This window comes from Curtobacterium sp. RIT-PI-V (genome assembly GCF_025642935.1).
Taxonomy (GTDB): domain Bacteria; phylum Actinomycetota; class Actinomycetes; order Actinomycetales; family Microbacteriaceae; genus Curtobacterium.
Genome location: NZ_JANZKM010000009.1, coordinates 1 through 19749, shown reverse-complemented (window position 1 = coordinate 19749; position 19749 = coordinate 1). Strand labels below are relative to the sequence as shown.

16 protein-coding genes are annotated in these 19749 nt (G+C 70.4%); 14 read left to right on the top strand and 2 right to left on the bottom strand.

Annotated features, from left to right (window positions below; genetic code table 11):
* Positions 1-51: 51 nt before the first annotated feature.
* Positions 52-1203: an SLC13 family permease gene (locus tag OGL88_RS07665; protein ID WP_263090949.1), complete on the top strand. Its 1152-nt coding sequence runs from the start codon at positions 52-54 to the stop codon at positions 1201-1203.
* 43 nt (positions 1204-1246) lie between these two features.
* On the opposite strand, the gene OGL88_RS07660 is transcribed toward OGL88_RS07665, so the two are convergent.
* Both OGL88_RS07660 and OGL88_RS07655 read right to left on the bottom strand, forming a co-directional pair.
* Entirely contained in the window at positions 1247-2218 is a 972-nt protein-coding gene (locus OGL88_RS07660; RefSeq protein WP_205462653.1) for a magnesium transporter CorA family protein, read from the bottom strand.
* 68 nt (positions 2219-2286) lie between these two features.
* Positions 2287-4776, bottom strand: coding sequence for a hypothetical protein (locus tag OGL88_RS07655; RefSeq protein WP_263090948.1), 2490 nt, complete (start codon positions 4774-4776; stop codon positions 2287-2289).
* A gap of 135 nt (positions 4777-4911) precedes the next feature.
* On the opposite strand from OGL88_RS07655, the gene otsA reads away from it, so the two are divergent.
* The 13 genes from otsA (at position 4912) to OGL88_RS07590 (ending at position 19481) form a co-directional block, all read left to right on the top strand.
* Positions 4912-6504: an alpha,alpha-trehalose-phosphate synthase (UDP-forming) gene (gene otsA, locus OGL88_RS07650; protein ID WP_123292265.1), complete on the top strand. Its 1593-nt coding sequence runs from the start codon at positions 4912-4914 to the stop codon at positions 6502-6504.
* Positions 6497-7279 (top strand): trehalose-phosphatase, encoded by a 783-nt coding sequence (gene otsB / locus OGL88_RS07645; RefSeq protein ID WP_263090946.1) that lies wholly within the window; start codon positions 6497-6499, stop codon positions 7277-7279. The genes otsA and otsB overlap by 8 nt, the downstream gene beginning before the upstream one ends.
* Positions 7280-7371: 92 nt before the next feature.
* Positions 7372-9066, top strand: a complete 1695-nt coding sequence (ilvD, locus tag OGL88_RS07640; protein WP_123292267.1) for a dihydroxy-acid dehydratase — start codon at positions 7372-7374, stop codon at positions 9064-9066.
* 47 nt (positions 9067-9113) lie between these two features.
* On the top strand, positions 9114-10937 hold the full coding sequence (locus OGL88_RS07635; RefSeq protein ID WP_123292268.1) for an acetolactate synthase large subunit: 1824 nt from the start codon (positions 9114-9116) through the stop codon (positions 10935-10937).
* Positions 10934-11434 (top strand): acetolactate synthase small subunit, encoded by a 501-nt coding sequence (gene ilvN, locus OGL88_RS07630; RefSeq protein WP_022907763.1) that lies wholly within the window; start codon positions 10934-10936, stop codon positions 11432-11434. The genes OGL88_RS07635 and ilvN overlap by 4 nt, the downstream gene beginning before the upstream one ends.
* A gap of 51 nt (positions 11435-11485) precedes the next feature.
* A complete protein-coding gene (ilvC, locus tag OGL88_RS07625) occupies positions 11486-12511 on the top strand; it encodes a ketol-acid reductoisomerase (RefSeq protein WP_111085939.1) in 1026 nt (341 codons plus the stop codon).
* A gap of 212 nt (positions 12512-12723) precedes the next feature.
* Positions 12724-13914, top strand: a complete 1191-nt coding sequence (locus tag OGL88_RS07620) for a mannitol-1-phosphate 5-dehydrogenase (protein ID WP_205462650.1) — start codon at positions 12724-12726, stop codon at positions 13912-13914.
* A 61-nt stretch (positions 13915-13975) separates the two neighbouring features.
* Positions 13976-14440 (top strand): hypothetical protein, encoded by a 465-nt coding sequence (locus tag OGL88_RS07615; protein ID WP_111085937.1) that lies wholly within the window; start codon positions 13976-13978, stop codon positions 14438-14440.
* Complete coding sequence (locus OGL88_RS07610; RefSeq protein ID WP_263090940.1) at positions 14437-14817, top strand: hypothetical protein; 381 nt, start codon at positions 14437-14439, stop codon at positions 14815-14817. Before OGL88_RS07615 ends, OGL88_RS07610 begins: the two co-directional genes overlap by 4 nt.
* Before the next feature lie 78 nt (positions 14818-14895).
* Positions 14896-16485, top strand: a complete 1590-nt coding sequence (gene serA, locus OGL88_RS07605; RefSeq protein ID WP_111085935.1) for a phosphoglycerate dehydrogenase — start codon at positions 14896-14898, stop codon at positions 16483-16485.
* Positions 16485-17555: a 3-isopropylmalate dehydrogenase gene (locus tag OGL88_RS07600; protein WP_263090936.1), complete on the top strand. Its 1071-nt coding sequence runs from the start codon at positions 16485-16487 to the stop codon at positions 17553-17555. The genes serA and OGL88_RS07600 overlap by 1 nt, the downstream gene beginning before the upstream one ends.
* A 15-nt stretch (positions 17556-17570) precedes the next feature.
* Positions 17571-18680, top strand: a complete 1110-nt coding sequence (locus OGL88_RS07595; protein WP_263090934.1) for a branched-chain amino acid aminotransferase — start codon at positions 17571-17573, stop codon at positions 18678-18680.
* Between the two features lie 30 nt (positions 18681-18710).
* The gene (locus OGL88_RS07590) at positions 18711-19481 is read left to right on the top strand and encodes a fumarylacetoacetate hydrolase family protein (protein ID WP_111085932.1); all 771 of its coding nucleotides are present in this window, start codon (positions 18711-18713) and stop codon (positions 19479-19481) included.
* Positions 19482-19749: the final 268 nt, after the last annotated feature.

The window sequence follows — 19749 nt, the reverse complement described above, 5'->3', positions numbered from 1 at the left end:
CATTGGAGCGCCGCCGGACACCCTGCCCGGCGCACTCGTGGAGGAGCGCCCGTGCGTCAGGCCGTCATCGGAGCAGTGCTGCTCGTCATCGGCGCGGTGTGCGTCGCGCTCGGCCTGCTGCCGCTCGACGACCTCGGGGTCCTGGCCGAGCGGGTCCTGCCCGTCCTCGGGTTCGTCCTCGGGCTGACGATCGTCGCCGAGCTCGCTGCGGACGCCGGGGTGTTCGACCGACTCGCCGACGTCGCGGCGCGTGTCGGCGGCGGACGCACGATCGGACTCTGGGGCGCCGTCGTCGTCCTCGCCGTGCTCTGCACCGTGTTCCTGTCGATCGACACCACCGCGGTGCTGCTCACTCCGATCGTGATCTCGCTGGCGCGCCGGGTCGGGCTGCCGCCGATGCCGTTCGCGCTCACCACCGTCTGGCTCGCGAACACCGCCTCCCTGCTGCTGCCGGTGTCGAACCTGACGAACCTGCTCGCCGTCGATCGGATGGGCCTCGGCGGCCCGCTGCCCTTCGCCGGCCTGATGGCCTGGCCGGCCGTCGCCGGGGTGGTCGTGCCGTGCGCCGTCCTGCTCGTGGTGTTCCGCGGCGAGCTCTTCGGGCGCTACACACCGGTGTCGGTACGGCGTCCGTCCGACCCGGTGTCGTTCTGGGCGGCGTCCGGAGTGCTCGTCGCGCTCGTCGTGGCGCTGACCGCCGGGGTGACGGTCTGGATCGCCGCCGTGGCCGGTGCCCTCGTGCTCGTCGTCGTCGCGGCGTTCCGGTCGCCCGCCGAGCTCCGACCGTCGCGCGTGCCGTGGTCGACGCTGCTCTTCGCCGCCGGGCTCTTCGTCGTGGTCGAGACCCTGCACAGCACCGGGCTCACCGATCCGATCGTGCGGGCGCTCGGCGACGGCACCGGAACCGGACCGCTCCTGCTGCTCGGCGCCGGGGGAGCGGTGGCGGCGAACGCCATCGACAACCTGCCCGCGTACCTGGTGCTCGAGCCCGCCGCCGGTCACGAGGCCGTGCGGTACGCGGCGCTCCTCATCGGCGTGAACGCCGGGTGCCTGGTGACGCCGTGGGCCTCGCTCGCCACGCTGCTGTGGCACGCACGGCTGTCGGCCGAGGGCGTGCACCTGTCGTGGGGGAAGTACATGCTGCTCGGGTGCGTCGCGGCTCCGCTCACCGTGGTCGCCGGGGTGCTCGCGCTGGCGCTCTGACGGGGGATCGCCGGGGTGCTCGCGCTCTGACCCGCGGCGGCGGTCAGAGCCAGTCGCGGGCCTTGAAGACGCGGTAGAGCACGAGCGACGACGCGACGATGAGCGCGAGCGAGACGTACAACCCGCTCCACGCACCCTCGCCCGGGAACGTCACGTTCTGCCCGAAGAAGCCGGTGATGGCGGTGGGGATCGCGATGATCGCGGCCCAGCTCGTCACCTTCTTCATCACGGTGTTCTGCCGGTTCGACGACAGGTTGAGGTTCGTGTCGAGGACGCTCGAGACGGCGTCGCGCAGCTGTTCGACGGAGTCCGAGATCGACACCAGGTGGTCCTCGACGTCGCGGAAGTACGGTCGGATGCCGTCCGAGATCGTCTCGGCGTCGCCGTGCAGCAGCGACCCGACGCTGTCCCGGGTCGGCACGACGAGGCGGCGCATCACCCCGAGCGCCTTGCGGAGGCGGAACGACCGCCGCTGGATCTGCTGCTCGCGGGGGTTCCCCCGTTCGAACAGGTCGTCCTCGAGCGCGTCGATCCGTCGCTCGATGTCCTCCACGGTCTCGGTGGCGTGGTCGACGACGGCGTCGAGCAACGCCCAGACGAGCCACGGCACTCCGTGGTCGGCCACGTCGGCGTTCGCGTCGAGCCGGTGCTCCATCGCGGCGGTGTCGACGTCGGCCCCGTGGATGGTGACGAGGGCGTGCTCGGTGACGAACGCCTTCACCTCGTGGGTGACGAGCTCACCGTCCTCGCCGAGACCGCCGACGTCGTAGACCACGAGGAACAGGCTGTCGCGGTACCGGTCGAGCTTCGGGCGCTGGCCGTGCTCGACGGCGTCCTCGACGGCGAGGGCGTGGATGCCGAGCTCTTGTTCGACCTGCACGAGGTCGTCGTGCACCGGGTCGGTGTAGTCGACCCAGACGAACGTGTCGGCGTCGGCGACGAGGTCCGAGATCCGGTCGACGGGGAAGTCCCGTTCCGCCGCGTCGCCGTTCCGCCACGCCCGTGTCCTGACCATGCGCGTCAGCCTAGTGAGACGGCCGGCCTGCAGATCCCAGGCCGGCCGTCGTCGCGTGCGGTGGTGCGTCAGTAGGCGGAGACGAGCTTCCCGTCCTCGACCTTCAGGTACTGGTTCACGTCGAAGCTGTCTTCGCCGTGCTCCGCGTCCCCGGAGTACGAGGTGTAGTCGTACTCGACGACACCGTCCTTCGTGCTCTGCACCATGACCGTGCCCGAACCGGAGGCCTCGACCTCGATCTCCGGCATGGTCGTGACGTCGTAACGCACCGCGCCGTCGGCGTCGTACGGGCCGTACCAGGGGCAACCGCTCAGCGCGCTGAGGTCGGTCTTCTCGGCGCAGCCGTCGATCAGGTCGGTCACGTACCGCTCGGCGTCTCGCTGCAGCGCCTTCGTGGCGGTGGGGGTGAAGTCGACGTACCCGGAGGACGTCGCGCCGACCGACACCCGCTCGGTGCCACCCGTGAAGTACTTCGTCCCACCGACCTGCACCTCGTAGGTGCCGGGGTAGGCGAGCGAGGTGAACCGGCCGTCGCTGATCTCGCCGATCTCCTTGCCGCCGACCGTGACCGGCGCGCCCTCGAGCACCTCGGACGCGGTCAGGGTGACGGTCTGGGCGAGCGGTTCGGTGACGCGCCACTCGTCCTTCACGAGGAACGAGGTGCCGGTGCGCCGGAGGCTGACCTGACCGGAGCGGTTCTTGCCGTCCTGGGTGTAGCTGACGGTGGCCAGGGCGTTGTCACCGCTCGTCGAGACACGGCCCACGCGGATGTCCGACGGGCGGTCCTTCGCGCTCTTCAGCACCGCGGAGTCGAGCATCGCGGCGTCGGACGGCACCTCGCTGAGTCGGGCGGCGGTGTCGGCGTCGCCGCTCGCGATGGCCTGCACGTAGGACTTCACGGTCGGCGCCGGGCCCCACACGTTGGCCCGGAGCACGCCGGTGGTGACGGCACCCGCGATGACGACGACGACCACGGCGCCACCGGCGATGAGCGAGCGCACCAGGACCTTCTTGGCGCGCGGCGACATCGGAGCGGGTGCGGGAGCGCCACCGCCGACGAAGGGCTGTTCCGGCTGACCGGGGTGGCCGACGCCGGGCGTCGCCGCCCACGCTGCTGCTGCCGGGGCGCCCGCGGGCGCCGCCGACGGGAACGCCGGGTCGGCCGGCGGGAACGCTGGGTCGGCCGGCGAGAACGCCGGAGTCGCTGCCGGGAAGGTCGGTGCGGCCGCGGGGCGCGGGTCCGCTCCGACGAGGCGCGAGGTCCGCAGCACCACGCCACCGCCGAGGCGGGGGAGCAGCACGGGCGCGAGGTACCGTGCCACGGCCTCGATCGCGCCGCCCCACAGCGCGAACACGAGCGGCGTCCACGGCGCGATCCCGATCGAACCGGTCCCGCTGACGGCGCTGATGCCCGTCGCCTGGTAGGACACCAGGCCGGTGCCGAGCACGAACAGCAGGAGTCCGAGGGCGAACCAGACGACCGGGGTCACGACCCAGTCCAGCGTGGTGCGGAACCGGTCGTTGCGGCGGACTGCCAGTGCGAGGCCCGCGACGACCGAGGTCACGACGACGAGCAGGACGACGAGCCAGGTCCAGCCACCGGCGCCGCCGAAGACCGATGCCGTGCTCCCCGCCGAGCCGAAGCCGGACAGTCCGACGCCGCCGAGGAACCCGAGGGCGGTGAGGCCGACCGCGACGTTGCCGACGAGCACCGGTAGCGCCGCGCCCCACGAGGGCTGTGCGACCAGGGCGACGACGATGACCACGACCGTCACCAGCACGACGAGCACCGTGAGCTGCGACGCCGCGACGCGCACTGTGCCGAGGACGCGACCGGCGAACACGTTCCGGCCGAGGAGGGCCGAGGGCCGTGCGAGCACCGCGGCGAGTGCGCCGATCACGAAGGCGCCGAGGATGCTGCCGAGGCCGACCGCGTGCACGGGGTCGATGACGGCGCCGGAGCCGGCGGGGAACCGGATGGCGAGGATGCCCGCGGCGGCGTTGGTCAGCACCGTGGTCACCAGCCCGGACAGGACGGCGGTCAGCAGGATCGCGGCGCGCCCGAGGCCGCGGGTGCGGATGCGACGGGTGAGCACGACGGCCAGCACGACCTGTGCGGCGAGCACGACCGCCGGGACGACCGCGAGCGCGCCGGACCCCGACCCGAGGAAGCCGATCGAGCCGGACAGGTGCAGGCGGCCGAGGTCGGCGAGGGCGACGAGCTGGGCCGGGGTACCGAGCAGGACACTGACCCCGGACAGCAGCGACTGGACGTCGGGGGTGCTCCCGGCGCCGAGGTCGGTCCCGGTGCCGGTCGACCCCGACCCGACGGAACCGGATCCCGATCCGCCCGCTGCCAGCACGGCGACGGTGAGGAGCAGCGAGATCGCGGCGACCACGTAGGCGGCGACCCAGCCGCCGACGGCGGCGAGCACGGCGGCCAGCCAGTCACGGCCGGACACGGACCGCAGCAGGCGGCCGAACGCGTCCGACGACCGCGGGCCGGGCTGCCCCGGCGGAACGGGCGGGACGGGCGGGTTCGGCGGGTTCTCGCTCATGGCTGGTGGGTCCTCTCCGACCGGGAGGCCGATGCCGCACGCCAGCACCCGTGTCCCCCCGACACGCCCCCGAAGCGTACCGGAACCCGCCGATCCGCCGTGAATCCGCTGTCCGGGCGCTGGTAGGTTCCCACCGTGTCTGCGCCTTCTCGTTCCTCCACCAAGTACGCCTTCGTCGTCGCCTCGAACCGCCTGCCGGTGGACCGGGTCGTCGACCAGGACGGCAACGAGGGGTGGCGGCACTCGCCCGGTGGCCTCGTCACCGCCCTCGAGCCCGTGATGCGCGCGAACGACGGCGCCTGGGTCGGCTGGGTCGGCCAGCCCGAGGTCGAGGTCGAGCCGTTCGACAACGAGGGCATCCACATCGTGCCGGTCCCGTTGTCCGACGACGACGTCGAGGAGTACTACGAGGGCTTCAGCAACGACACCCTCTGGCCGCTGTACCACGACGTCATCGAGCACCCGAGCTACCACCGCGACTGGTGGAACGCCTACAAGCGCGTCAACGAGCGCTTCGCGGCCCAGATCGCCGAGATCACCGAGCAGGACGGCATCGTCTGGGTGCAGGACTACCAGCTGCAGCTCGTGCCGGCACTGCTCCGGGCCAAGCGTCCCGACCTGACGATCGGCTTCTTCAACCACATCCCGTTCCCGCCGGTCGGCATCTACGCCCAGCTGCCCTGGCGCGCGCAGATCCTGGACGGCCTGCTCGGCGCCGACGTCATCGGCTTCCAGCGTCACGACGACGCGAGCGACTTCCTCCGAGCGGTCCGTCACATCAAGGGCTACACGACGAAGGGCCAGACGATCGACGTCCCCGTCGACGACCCGGACGCGCCGCGCAGCCGCAAGGGGATCACGGTCCGCCACGTCGAGGCCCGGCACTTCCCGATCTCGATCGACGCCGAGGCCTTCGAGGACATCGCGCGTCGTCCCGAGGTGCAGGAGCGAGCCCGTGAGATCCGCGAGAGCCTCGGCAACCCGAAGACGGTGCTGCTCGGAGTCGACCGCCTCGACTACACCAAGGGCATCCGGCACCGCATCAAGGCCTTCGGCGAACTCGTCGAGGACGGCCGCATCAAGGTCGAGGACGCCGCTCTCATCCAGGTCGCGAGTCCGAGCCGTGAACGCGTCGACACGTACGCCACGCTCCGCGACGAGATCGAGCTGAGCGTCGGGCGCATCAACGGCGACCTCGGGGTCATCGGCCACCAGCCGATCTCCTACCTGCACCACGGCTACCCGCGCGAGGAGATGGTGGCGCTCTACCTGGCCGCCGACATCATGCTCGTCACGGCACTGCGCGACGGCATGAACCTCGTCGCGAAGGAGTACGTCGCGGCTCGCTTCGACAGCGACGGGGTGCTCATCCTGTCCGAGTTCGCCGGTGCCGCCGACGAGCTGAAGCAGGCCGTCATCGTCAACCCGCACGACATCGGCGCGCTGAAGGACAGCATCGAGCGCGCGATCGAGATGCCGCGCCGCGAGCGCTCGACGCGCATGCGTGCGCTCCGCAAGCGCGTGCGCGACAACGACGTGGCGCGCTGGTCGCGCTCGTTCCTCGAGGCGCTCGACCGGCACGCGCCGCGGAACGCCCAGCTCGACCCGTCCGCCACCGACCCGGCGGACCGACACCGTGAGGCGCAGACCGACAACATGTCGATCTTCGACCAGGACGCCCAGTCCGCCAGGGCTGCCGAGGACACCCGGGAGGCACGTGATGACTGAGACCACCACCGACCAGACCGCCATCGACACGGCACTCGAGACGCTCGCGGCTGCGCCGCGACTCATCGTCGCCCTCGACTTCGACGGCACGCTCGCGCCGTTCGCCGACGAGCCGTCGCAGGTCGGCGCCCTGCCGGGCTCGTGGGCAGCGGTCCTGACCCTGCACCGCGCGAAGGACACCGAGGTCGTGCTCGTCTCCGGTCGCCCGCTCGGCAGCCTCGCTTCCGTGTCGCACGCGCCGCAGGACATGGCGCTGGTGGGGTCGCACGGCGTCGAGTGGCGCGTGGACGGCCACGACGAGGCCGCCCTGACCGACGACGAGGTCGCCCGGGTCGCATGGATCGGTGCGGCGCTCGACGAGGTCGGCGCGCGGTACCCGGGCGTCGTCATCGAGCACAAGCCCGCCGGCCACGGCGTGCACACCCGTCGGGTGAGCGCCGAGGTCGCCGCGCAGGCGAACGCCGACGCGAGCCGCGCGGCGCACGAGGCCGACGCCGACGTGCTCGAGCGCGGCGGCAAGGACATCGTCGAGTTCGCCGTCCGGCACGTCACGAAGGGCGACGCGATCACCCGGTTGCGCGAGCTCCACGGTGCCGACGCGGTGTTCTTCGCCGGTGACGACGTCACCGACGAGGACGGCTTCCGCGTGCTCGGGGACGGCGACGTCGGCGTGAAGGTGGGCCCGGGGGAGACCCGTGCCGGGTACCGCATCGCGGACCCGGCGGCCCTGACGGGTGTCCTGAAGCAGCTCGCCAGGATCCGTGCGACGCGCTGACCAGGGTGATCCGGGCCTCCCGGTCAGACTCCTGAACATGCGAACGCATGTTGTTGTCCGACTGGTATCCCAAAGCGTCCTAGACTCGCTCCATGCCTGATATCGACGTCAAGCCGCGCAGCCGGGTCGTCACCGACGGGATCGAAGCAACCACCTCGCGTGGCATGCTGCGGGCCGTCGGTATGGGAGACGAGGACTGGAGCAAGCCGCAGATCGGCATCGCGTCCTCGTGGAACGAGATCACGCCCTGCAACCTCTCGCTCGACCGCCTCGCACAGGGCGCCAAGGAAGGCGTCCACTCCGGTGGCGGCTACCCGCTGCAGTTCGGCACCATCTCCGTCTCGGACGGCATCTCGATGGGCCACGAGGGCATGCACTTCTCGCTCGTCTCGCGCGAGGTCATCGCCGACAGCGTCGAGACCGTCGTCAACGCCGAGCGCCTGGACGGCACCGTCCTGCTCGCCGGCTGCGACAAGTCGCTGCCGGGCATGCTCATGGCCGCCGCGCGCCTCGACCTGGCCAGCGTGTTCCTGTACGCGGGCTCGGTCATGCCGGGCTACGTGAAGCAGGCCGACGGCACGATGAAGGAAGTCACGATCATCGACTCCTTCGAGGGCGTCGGGGCCTGCAAGGCCGGCACCATGTCGGAAGAAGAGCTCAAGAAGATCGAGTGCGCCATCGTCCCGGGCGAGGGCGCCTGCGGTGGCATGTACACGGCCAACACCATGGCGAGCGTGGCCGAGGCCCTCGGCATGTCGCTGCCGGGCTCCGCCGCCCCGCCGAGCGCCGACCGCCGCCGTGACTACTACGCGCACCGCTCCGGCGAGGCCGTGGTGAACATGCTCGAGCACGGCATCACCGCCCGCCAGATACTGACGAAGGAAGCCTTCGAGAACGCGATCGCCGTGGCGATGGCCCTCGGCGGCTCCACCAACGTCATCCTGCACCTGCTCGCCATCGCCTACGAGGCCGAGGTCGAGCTGTCGCTGGACGACTTCAACCGCATCGGCTCGAAGGTCCCGCACCTGGCCGACATGAAGCCCTTCGGCAAGTACGTCATGGTCGACGTGGACCGCAACGGCGGCATCCCGGTGATCATGAAGGCGCTGCTCGACGCCGGCCTGCTGCACGGCGACTGCCTCACCGTCACGGGCAAGACCGTCGCCGAGAACCTGGCCGAGATCGACCCGCCGGCGCTCGACGGCGAGGTCTTCCGCACGCTCGACAACCCGATCCACGAGACCGGCGGCCTGACCGTCCTGCAGGGCACCTTCGCCCCCGAGGGCGCCGTGGTGAAGACGGCGGGCTTCGACGCCGAGGTGTTCGAGGGCCCCGCGCGGGTGTTCGACCGCGAGCGTGCCGCGATGGACGCCCTCACCGAGGGGAAGATCCAGAAGGGCGACGTCGTCGTCATCCGCTACGAGGGCCCCAAGGGCGGTCCGGGCATGCGCGAGATGCTCGCCATCACCGCAGCCATCAAGGGCGCGGGCCTCGGCAAGGATGTACTACTCTTGACCGACGGACGATTCTCAGGCGGCACAACCGGCCTGTGCATCGGCCACATCGCACCCGAGGCAGTGGACGCAGGTCCAGTTGCCTTCGTGCGCGATGGCGACCGCATCCGTGTCGACATCGCGGCTCGCTCGCTCGACCTACTGGTCGACCCGACCGAGCTGGAGGCCCGCCGTGACGGCTGGGCCCCGCTGCCCCCGCGCTACACCCGCGGAGTCCTCGCGAAGTACGCCAAGCTCGTGAAGTCCGCCGCCCAGGGCGCGGTCACGGGCTAGCGTTCGACACACGCACCATCGCCACCTCTCCAGGCAAGGACCACCTCATGCCCACGGAAGCAACTCCGCTGTCCGCGGCCGCCGGTGCACGCCGGTCGCCGGAGATCCTGACCGGCTCGGGAGCCGTCCTCCGGACGCTCGAGCACCTCGGGATCACCGACGTCTTCGGCCTGCCAGGCGGTGCCATCATCCCGTTCTACGACGAGCTCATGGCGTCGAAGACGATCCGCCACATCCTCGTCCGCCACGAGCAGGGCGCCGGCCACGCCGCCGAGGGCTACGCCTCGGCGTCCGGCAAGGTCGGCGTCGCCATCGCGACGTCCGGCCCCGGTGCGACGAACCTCGTCACGGCCATCGCCGACGCCTACATGGACTCGGTGCCCTTCATCGCGATCACCGGCCAGGTGTTCTCGACGCTGATGGGGACCGACGCGTTCCAGGAAGCCGACATCGTCGGCATCACGATGCCGATCACGAAGCACTCGTTCCTGGTCACGGACCCGGCCGACGTGCCGGCGACCCTGGCCGCGGCGCACCTCATCGCGACGACCGGTCGGCCCGGCCCCGTGCTGGTGGACATCACGAAGGACGCCCAGCAGAAGTCGGCGCCCTACGTCTGGCCGCCCAAGATCGACCTGCCCGGTTACCGACCGGTCACCAAGGCGCACGGCAAGCAGATCACCGCGGCCGCGCAGCTCCTGGCCGAGGCCGAGCGTCCGGTGCTCTACGTCGGCGGTGGCGTGATCCGCTCCCGCGCGACAGCCGAGCTGCTCCGCTTCGCCGAGGCGACGGGTGCGCCCGTCGTGACGACGCTGATGGCGCGCGGTGCCTTCCCGGACTCGCACCCGCAGCACCTCGGCATGCCCGGCATGCACGGCACCGTCCCGGCGGTGCTCGGTCTGCAGGACAGCGACCTGATCATCGCGCTCGGTGCCCGCTTCGACGACCGCGTGACGGGCAAGGCCGACGAGTTCGCGCCGAACGCCAAGGTCGTGCACGTCGACATCGACCCGGCCGAGATCTCGAAGATCCGCTTCGCCGACGTCCCGATCGTGGGCGACGCCCGCGAGGTCCTGGTCGACCTGCTCGACGCGTGGGGCGGCATCGCCGTCGACGACCGCGCCTCGACGGCCGACTGGTGGACGAAGCTCCGCCAGCTCAAGGTCGACTTCCCGCTCGGGTACGCCGAGCCGACCGACGGCCTGCTCGCCCCGCAGGCCATCATCAAGCGCATCGGCGAGCTCTCCGGTCCCGAGGCCGTCTACGCCTCGGGTGTCGGGCAGCACCAGATGTGGTCGGCGCAGTTCATCAAGTACGAGCGCCCGAACGCCTGGTTGAACTCCGGCGGCGCGGGCACGATGGGCTACTCCGTCCCCGCGGCGATGGGCGCGAAGGTCGCCCAGCCGGACCGCGTGGTCTGGGCGATCGACGGCGACGGCTGCTTCCAGATGACGAACCAGGAACTCGCGACCTGCGTCATCAACGACATCCCGATCAAGGTCGCGATCATCAACAACTCGTCGCTCGGCATGGTGCGGCAGTGGCAGACGCTGTTCTACGACGGCCGCCACTCGTTCACCGACCTCGAGACCGGTCACGACTCGCGCCGCGTGCCCGACTTCGTGAAGCTGGCGGACGCGTACGGCGCCCTCGGCATCCGTGTCGAGAAGGCCGACGAGGTCGACGCCGCCATCCAGCTCGCACTCGAGACGAACGACCGCCCCGTGGTGATCGACTTCGTCGTGAGCCGTGACTCGATGGTCTGGCCGATGGTCCCGCAGGGAGTCAGCAACTCGTCCATCGAGTACGCCCAGGCCCTCGCACCCACCTGGGACGACGAGGACGCCGACATGACGGGGGAAACCGCATGAGCCACGTCCTGTCCCTCCTCGTCGAGGACAAGCCCGGTCTGCTGACCCGTGTCGCGGGCCTGTTCGCCCGCCGCGGGTTCAACATCGAGTCGCTCGCCGTCGGCAACACCGAGGTCGACGGCCTCAGCCGGATCACCGTCGTCGTCGACGTCGAGGACCTCCCGCTCGAGCAGGTGACGAAGCAGCTCAACAAGCTCGTCAACGTCATCAAGATCGTCGAACTGGACTTCTCGCAGTCCGTCCAGCGCGAGCACATGCTCGTGAAGGTCCGCGTCGACAACCAGACGCGGTCGGCCGTGCTCGAGGCAGTGAACCTGTTCCGCGCGCAGGTCGTCGACGTCGCGAACGACTCGCTCATCGTCGAGGTGACCGGAGACCCCGGCAAGATCCAGGCGATCCTCCGCGTCCTCGAGCCCTACGGCATCAAGGAGCTCGCCCGTGCGGGACTCCTCGGCATGGGCCGCGGACCGAAGAGCATCACCGACCGGGTGCGCTGACCAGCGGTCCGCCACCCCCACAATCCACCAGAACCAAGGAGACACACCCTCGTGACTGACATCGTGTACGACGCCGACGCCGACCTGACGCTCATCCAGGGCAAGAAGGTCGCCGTCATCGGGTACGGCTCGCAGGGCCACGCCCACGCCCTCAACCTCCGTGACTCGGGTGTCGAGGTCAAGATCGGCCTCAAGGAGGGCTCGAAGAGCCGCCAGAAGGCCGAAGAGGCCGGCTTCGAGGTTCTCACCCCGGCCGACGTCACCGCCTGGGCCGACGTCGTCGTCATCCTCGCGCCGGACCAGGTCCAGCGCATCGTCTACGCCGATGACATCCGTCCGAACCTCAAGCCGGGCGCCACGCTCGTCTTCGGCCACGGCTTCAACATCCGCTTCGGCTACATCGAGGCACCCGAGGGCGTCGACGTGTCGCTCGTCGCTCCGAAGGGACCGGGTCACACCGTCCGTCGCGAGTACGAGGCCGGCCGTGGCGTCCCCGTGATCGTCGCCGTCGAGGTCGACGCGTCGGGTTCCGCATGGGACCTCGCGTGGTCGTACTCGAAGGCCATCGGTGGTCTGCGCTCCGGCGGCATCAAGACGACCTTCACCGAGGAGACCGAGACCGACCTGTTCGGCGAGCAGGCCGTCCTGTGCGGTGGCACCTCGCAGCTCATCCAGTACGGCTTCGAGACCCTGGTCGAGGCGGGCTACCAGCCGCAGATCGCGTACTTCGAGGTCCTGCACGAGCTCAAGCTGATCGTCGACCTGATCTGGGAGGGCGGCCTCACCAAGCAGCGCTGGTCGATCTCCGACACCGCCGAGTTCGGTGACTACGTCTCCGGCCCGCGCGTGATCTCGCCCGACGTCAAGGAGAACATGAAGGCGGTGCTCGCGGACATCCAGAACGGTGCCTTCGCGAAGCGCTTCATCGACGACCAGGACGCCGGCGCACCCGAGTTCAAGGCGCTCCGCGCCAAGGGCGAGGGCCACCCGATCGAGGCGACCGGCCGTGAGCTCCGCGCGCTCTTCGCCTGGAAGCAGAACGACGGCGACTACGTGGACGGCTCGGCAGCGCGGTAGTCTTCCGAGGAACACTCGATGACGAGGCGGCGGTGCAGCCCTTGCACCGCCGCCTCGCGACGTGACCCGAACGTTATGCAGCAGCTCTTCTCCAGCCCCGACGCCGTGGACCGGCGTCTCGTCGGCGTGCGCCCGGACGATGCGCGACAGCCGTCGTCCGCGGTCCGCACGAGCGGTCAGGGGCGGACCGACCAGCATGGGATGATCATCGGATGGCGGTGACGAAACGAGCGGTCCACATCGGCGCCGGCAAGATCGGGCGTGGGTTCGTGGGCCAGTTCCTCGTGGCGAGCGGCTACGAGCTCACCTTCGTCGACGTCGACGACCGTGTGGTGTCCGCGTTGAACGAAGCCGGGCGCTTCGTGGTGCACGAGGTCGGCGAGATGCCGGTCGAGCACCTCGTCTACGGCTTCCGGGCGCTCAGCAGCAAGACCGACCGCGACCGCGTGATCCAGGCGATCGCCGAGGCGGACGTCGTGACGACCGCGGTCGGTGCCCGGACGCTCCCGCTCGTCGCACCGCTCATCGCCGAGGGACTCGCGGCGCGTCCGCTCGAGCGCGGCGATGTCACGATCGTGGCGTGCGAGAACGCGTTCAACGCCACCGACTCCCTGCACGCGAGCATCCGGCGTGCTCCCGTGCTCGAGGACCGCGACATCGCGGCGGTCTTCGCGAACTGCGCCATCGACCGCATCGTCCCCGACCAGTCCGGCGTGCTCGGGCAGTCCGGCGGCCTCGACGTCGTGCTCGAGCCCTTCTACGAGTGGGTCATCGAGCGCACGCCGTTCCTCGGATCCGACGTCGAACCCCCGACGATCGAGGGCGTCACCTGGGTCGATGACCTCCAGCCCTTCGTCGAGCGCAAGCTCTACACGGTGAACACCGCGCACGCGACGGCCGCCTACCACGGCTACGTCCGCGGCATCCGGCTCATCCGCGAGGCCCTCGAGGACGACGCCGTCCGCGCCGAGGTCGACGGCGTGCTCGCCGAGACCACCGCGCTGCTCGTCGCGAAGCACGGCTTCGACCCGGAGGAGCACGCACGGTACGTCGCGGCGAACCTGTCGCGCATCGCGAACCCGCACCTGCCCGACACCACCGTGCGCGTCGGACGCAACCCGCTCCGCAAGCTCGGCCGACGCGAGCGCTTCGTCGGTCCCGCCGCGCAGCTCGCCGAACGCGGGTTGCCGGTCGAGCACCTGCTCGGCGCCGTCCGCGTCGCACTCGCCTTCGACGACGAGAACGACCCGGAGTCGATCGAGCTGCACGCGCTGCTCCGTTCCGGCGCGACGGCGCACGCGCTCACCGAGATCCTCACCGGCCTCATGGAGAGCCACCCGCTCTTCCCCGCCGTGCGCGAGGTCGTCGCCGAGGTGCTCCAGGCGCAGCCCGCCGACGCCTGAGCGCGCGTCCCGCCGGGAACCCGTGGTCTCCCCGTGCGCTGGTCCCTCGTAGGATCGAGGCATGAACACGGCAGCATCCCCACCCGACGGGTCGGTCGACCCGGACGTGACGAACGCCGTCGACCACGACGACGAGGCGCTCAGCTGGGGTGACGCCGACGACGCCACCCACGTCGACGCCGCGCACAACCCGGTCGCCGTCAAGGACCGTGGCGACCGCGACCCCGAGGCACCGGAGACCTCCGGCGCCCTCGTCGGGTTCGGCGTGTTCGGGGGGCTCTACCTGCTCTACACCGTCGCCTGGCTGCTGACGGCGTCGACCTCGTACGTCTCGGGTGTCGACACCGTCCTGACGGTCTTCGTCGAGGTGCTCCGGTTCCTCGCCATCCTCGCGCCGGCGCTGTGGTTCACGGTGGTGCTCTGGGCCGCCCGCGGCAGCCGGACCCGGACACGACTGCTCTGGATGCTGCTCGGAGCCGTGGTGCTGTTCCCGTGGCCGTTCCTGCTGACGCGGAGCTTCGGGTGACCGCCGCGACGCCGGTCGGCCGTCGGTCGCGCGGTCCGGTCATCGGCCGCATCGCGGTCTGGCTCGTGTTCGCCGTGCTGTTCGCCTACATGACGGTGCAGGCAGTGGGGAACCTCACGCAGATCTCGCAGCGGGTGGACGAGTTCAACGCGTTCCTCGCGACCACCTCCGGTGGCGAGTCGCTGCAGGCGAGCACGCCCTGGCTGTGGCTGGTCCTGGACATCCTGATCGCCCCGGTCGCCTTCGTGGTCGCCCTGGTGATCACGCGTCGTGCGCGGCTCGCGGTCACCCTCGCCGTCTTCGTCCTCGCCTTCGCGGCGGCGGGCGCCCTCTGGCTCGACCTGCAGCTGTTCGTGCCGAGCCTGCTGCAGTTCTAGGCGCCCGCGGTCGTAACGGGCCGCGCACGTCGATAGCATGGTGGGATACCAACCGTCTCTCGTGAGGAAACTGCAGCTGTGTCGAAGCCGGTCGTCCTGATCGCCGAAGAACTCTCGCCCGCCACGGTCGACGCCCTCGGGCCCGACTTCGAGATCCGGAACGTGGACGGCACCGACCGCCCCGCGCTCCTGTCGGCCCTCGCCGACGCGGATGCCGTGCTGGTGCGTTCCGCCACCAAGGTCGATGCCGAGGCGATCGCCGCGGCCCCGAACCTCAAGGTCGTCGCCCGTGCCGGTGTCGGCCTGGACAACGTCGACATCAAGGCGGCGACCACCGCCGGTGTCATGGTGGTGAACGCGCCGACGTCGAACATCATCTCCGCCGCCGAGCTCACCGTCGGGCACATCCTGTCGCTCGCCCGACACATCCCGGCCGCGCACGCGTCGCTGGCTGCCGGGGCGTGGAAGCGCTCGTCGTACACCGGCGTCGAGCTCTACGAGAAGACCGTCGGCATCATCGGTCTCGGCCGCATCGGCGCGCTCATCACGCAGCGCCTGCAGGCCTTCGGCGTCCAGGTGATCGCGTACGACCCCTACGTCACGACGGCCCGTGCCCAGCAGCTCGGGGTCGAGCTCGTCTCGCTCGACGACCTGCTGCAGCGCGCCGACTTCGTCACGATCCACATGCCGCGCACGCCCGAGACCCTCGGCATGATCTCGGACGACCAGTTCGCGCTCATGAAGCCGACGGCGTTCGTCGTGAACGTCGCCCGCGGCGGCCTGATCGACGAGGACGCCCTGCACCGCGCACTGACCGCGAACACCATCGCGGGTGCCGGCCTCGACGTCTTCGTGTCGGAGCCCCCGAAGGACTCCCCGCTCGTCTCGCTGCCCAACGTCGTCGTCACGCCGCACCTGGGTGCCTCGACGGACGAAGCGCAGGAGAAGGCCGGCGTCTCGGTCGCCAAGTCGGTGCGTCTCGCCCTCGGCGGCGAGCTCGTGCCGGACGCGGTCAACGTCGCCGGCGGCGTCATCGACCCGTACGTCCGCCCGGGCATCCCGCTCGTCGAGAAGCTCGGCCAGGTCTTCACGGCCCTCGCCACGTCGCCCGTCACGAGCATCGACGTCGAGGTCCACGGTGAGCTCGCCGAGTACGACGTCAGCGTGCTCAAGCTCGCGGCGCTCAAGGGCGTCTTCACCGACGTCGTCAGCGACCAGGTCTCCTACGTCAACGCCCCGCTCATCGCGGAGCAGCGCGGAGTCACCGTGCGGCTCATCACCGAGACCGACAGCCCCGAGTACCGCAACGTGCTCACGATCCGCGGCGCCCAGTCCGACGGCCCCGCGATCAGTGTGTCCGGCACGCTCACCGGCCCCAAGCAGGTCGAGAAGCTCGTCGAGATCAACGGCCACGACGTCGAGGTCCCGCTCGACCGGCACCACGTCGTCATGGAGTACGTCGACCGCCCGGGCATCGTCGCGGTCTACGGCAAGGAGTTCGGCGAGGCCGGCATCAACATCGCGGCGATGCAGATCTCGCGCGAAGCCGCCGGCGGACAGGCGCTCAGCGTCCTCACCGTCGACTCGCCGGTGCCCGCCGAGATCCTGGAGCACGTCGGCCGGGCGATCGACGCCTCCTCGCTCCGCGAGATCGACATCACGCTCTGATGGCCGTCCGGACGCTCCAGCTCGCGGTGATCCGCGGGGACGGCATCGGACCAGAGGTCGTCGACGAGGCCCTCAAGGTCCTGCACGCCGTGACCCCGGACGACCTCGTCATCGAGGAGACCCCGTTCTCCCTCGGAGCGACGCGCTACCTCGAGACCGGCGACATCCTCACCGAGGACGACATGTCCGCCATCGCGTCGCACGACGCGATCCTGCTCGGCGCGGTCGGCGGGGACCCCCGTGACCCCCGGCTCGCCGGCGGGATCATCGAACGTGGGCTCCTGCTGAAGCTGCGCTTCGCGTTCGACCACTACGTCAACCTGCGACCGACCAAGGTCCACGACGCCGTCGCGACGCCGCTCGCCGACCCGGGAGCGGTGAACTTCGTCGTCGTGCGAGAGGGCACCGAGGGGCCGTACGTCGGCAACGGCGGAGCGATCCGCACGGGCACGCCGCAGGAGATCGCGACCGAGGTGTCGCTGAACACCGCGTTCGGTGTCGAGCGGGTCGTCCGCTACGCCTTCGCCCTGGCCGACCGTCGGGCCCGGAAGCACCTCACGCTCGTGCACAAGAGCAACGTCCTGGTGCACGCCGGGGCCCTGTGGCAGCGCACGGTCGCGGCCGTCGGGGCGGAGTTCCCGGACGTCACGGTGGACTACCAGCACGTCGATGCGGTCACCATCCACATGGTGCGGGAACCTGCTAGGTTCGACGTCATCGTCACCGACAACCTCTTCGGCGACATCATCACCGACCTGGCCGGCGCGATCAGCGGCGGCATCGGTCTGGCGGCCTCGGGCAACATCAACCCGGACGGCACCTTCCCCAGCATGTTCGAGCCGGTCCACGGCTCCGCGCCGGACATCGCGGGTCAGCAGAAGGCCGATCCGACGGCCGCCATCCTCTCCGTCGCACTGCTGCTCGACCACATCGGTCGCAGTGACCTCGCGACGGCGGTGACGCGGGCCGTCGAGGCGGACCTGGCAGACCGGGGCACCACGCAGCGTCGCACGGCCGAGATCGGCGACGCCATCGCCGCCGCGGCCACGGCACGCACCACCACCGCCTGAGAAGGAGCCCTCCCCATGAGCACCGACACCGCTTTCGGACTCGAGTTCGCCACCACCCCGTCCGCGGACCGTCGCGCCGCCGCCGAGCGCGAGGAGATCCTCGCCGACCCGGGTTTCGGCAAGCACTTCACGGACCACATGGCCACCGTCGAGTGGACGCTCGACGGCGGGTGGCACGGTGCCTCGGTCCACCCGTACGGCCCGCTCTCGCTCGACCCGAGCGCCAGCGTGCTGCACTACGCGCAGGAGATCTTCGAGGGGCTCAAGGCGTACCGGCACGCGGACGGGTCGGTGTGGTCCTTCCGCCCGGACGCCAACGCTCGTCGGTTCCAGCGGTCTGCCCGTCGCCTGGCGCTGCCGGAACTGCCGGTCGAGGCCTTCGTCGAGTCGATCCGGCAGCTCGTGCAGGCCGACGTCGACTGGGTGCCGTCCGCACCCGAGACGAGCCTGTACCTCCGGCCGTTCATGATCGCGACCGAGTCGTTCCTGGGGGTGCGTGCGGCGCAGGCGGTGGCGTACCACTGCATCGCGAGCCCGGCCGGGGCGTACTTCACCTCAGGCCCGAAGCCGGTCTCGATCTGGCTGTCGACCCAGTACGCCCGCGCCGGCAAGGGCGGGACCGGTGCCGCCAAGACCGGTGGCAACTACGCGTCGTCGTTGCTGCCGCAGCAGGAGGCCTACGAGCACGGGTGCCAGCAGGTCATGTTCCTCGACTCGGTCGAGGGCAAGTACCTCGAAGAACTCGGTGGCATGAACGTCGTGCTCGTGAAGTCCGACGGCACCCTCGTCACGCCGGACTCCGACTCCATCCTCGAGGGCATCACGCGCGATTCGATCCTGCAGTTGGCAGAGGACCGCGGGCTCACGGTCGAGAAGCGCCGGGTGACCCTCGACGAGTGGCGTGACGGTGTGGCCGACGGCTCCATCACCGAGGCGTTCGCCTGCGGGACGGCCGCCGTCGTGACCCCGATCGCGGAGCTCCGCGGCGAGGGCTTCACGATCGGTTCGCCGACCGAGGGCGCCGGGGAACTCACGATGTCCCTGCGCGACGAGCTCACCGACATCCAGTACGGCCGTCGTCCCGACCCGCACGGGTGGATGACGAAGCTGACCGACGCGTCCTGATCGACGTCCGGGCGTGGGTAGGGTCGAACGGTGAAGATCGCACGGTTCAGCAGCAAGGGTGAAGACCCCCGGTACGGCATCCTCGACGAGCGGCACCTGGTGGTGCTCGCCGGAGACCCGATGTACCAGGGGTTCGAGACCACGGGGGAGCGCGTCGCACTCGCCGACGCCAAGCTCCTCGCCCCCGTCATCCCGCGGTCGAAGGTCATCGGGGTGGGGCTCAACTACCTCGAGCACGCCTCGGAGATGGACGAGCGCGCCGGCGACGACCCGGTGGTGTTCCTCAAGCCGAACACCTCGGTGATCGGACCCGACGAACCCATCCGTCTGCCGGCGGACATCGGACGCGTCGACCACGAGGGCGAACTCGCCATCGTGATCGGATCGCTCGCCAAGAACGTCCGGCGTGAGGACTTCGCGAGCGTCGTGCTCGGGTACACCATCGCCAACGACGTGACCGCCCGTGACCTGCAGGCCCGCGACGGCCAGTGGACCCGCTCCAAGGGGTTCGACACCTTCTGCCCGCTCGGCCCCGTGATCGAGACCGAGATCGACCCGTCGGACATCCGCATCGAGACCCGCGTCGACGGCGACCTGCGCCAGGCGGGCTCGACGAACGAGATGGTCCACGACATCCCCTCGCTGGTCGAGTTCGTGTCGTCGATCTGGACCCTGCTGCCCGGCGACGTCATCCTGACCGGCACCCCGGCCGGGGTCGGTCAGATCCGCGACGGCGAGGTCGTCGAGGTCACGATCTCGGGCATCGGCACGCTCAAGAACCCGGTGATCGCGCGCCACTGACCCGGCTCGTCACCCTACGGCCCGTTCCCCCTCGGGGGAGCGGGCCGTTCCGCGTTCCGGGCCGTTCCGAGCGACACGCCCGGGATGCGGCCTGGCTTGGCGCAGCCGTTCGTCCCTGCGTAGAGTAATCACTCGTTGCCACGGCGGCGGAGAACGGAACGGCTGAGACGGTCACTGGGTTCACCCGGGGATCTTGTCCGCCACGGTTCTTCCCCGGGCAGCGGATTCACCAGCCTCTCTGGCGGAGCATCTTCGGGTGTCGAGTGGG

Excerpts from the sequence above, each read along its gene's own strand:
- OGL88_RS07620 (WP_205462650.1), top strand. The coding sequence starts at position 12,724 with ATGGCGGTGACGAAACGAGCGGTCCACATCGGCGCCGGCAAGATCGGG.
- ilvD (WP_123292267.1), top strand. The coding sequence starts at position 7,372 with ATGCCTGATATCGACGTCAAGCCGCGCAGCCGGGTCGTCACCGACGGG.
- OGL88_RS07595 (WP_263090934.1), top strand. The coding sequence starts at position 17,571 with ATGAGCACCGACACCGCTTTCGGACTCGAGTTCGCCACCACCCCGTCC.
- OGL88_RS07635 (WP_123292268.1), top strand. The coding sequence starts at position 9,114 with ATGCCCACGGAAGCAACTCCGCTGTCCGCGGCCGCCGGTGCACGCCGG.
- OGL88_RS07615 (WP_111085937.1), top strand. The coding sequence starts at position 13,976 with ATGAACACGGCAGCATCCCCACCCGACGGGTCGGTCGACCCGGACGTG.
- otsB (WP_263090946.1), top strand. The coding sequence starts at position 6,497 with ATGACTGAGACCACCACCGACCAGACCGCCATCGACACGGCACTCGAG.
- OGL88_RS07600 (WP_263090936.1), top strand. The coding sequence starts at position 16,485 with ATGGCCGTCCGGACGCTCCAGCTCGCGGTGATCCGCGGGGACGGCATC.
- OGL88_RS07655 (WP_263090948.1), bottom strand. The coding sequence starts at position 4,776 with ATGAGCGAGAACCCGCCGAACCCGCCCGTCCCGCCCGTTCCGCCGGGG.
- OGL88_RS07660 (WP_205462653.1), bottom strand. The coding sequence starts at position 2,218 with ATGGTCAGGACACGGGCGTGGCGGAACGGCGACGCGGCGGAACGGGAC.
- ilvN (WP_022907763.1), top strand. The coding sequence starts at position 10,934 with ATGAGCCACGTCCTGTCCCTCCTCGTCGAGGACAAGCCCGGTCTGCTG.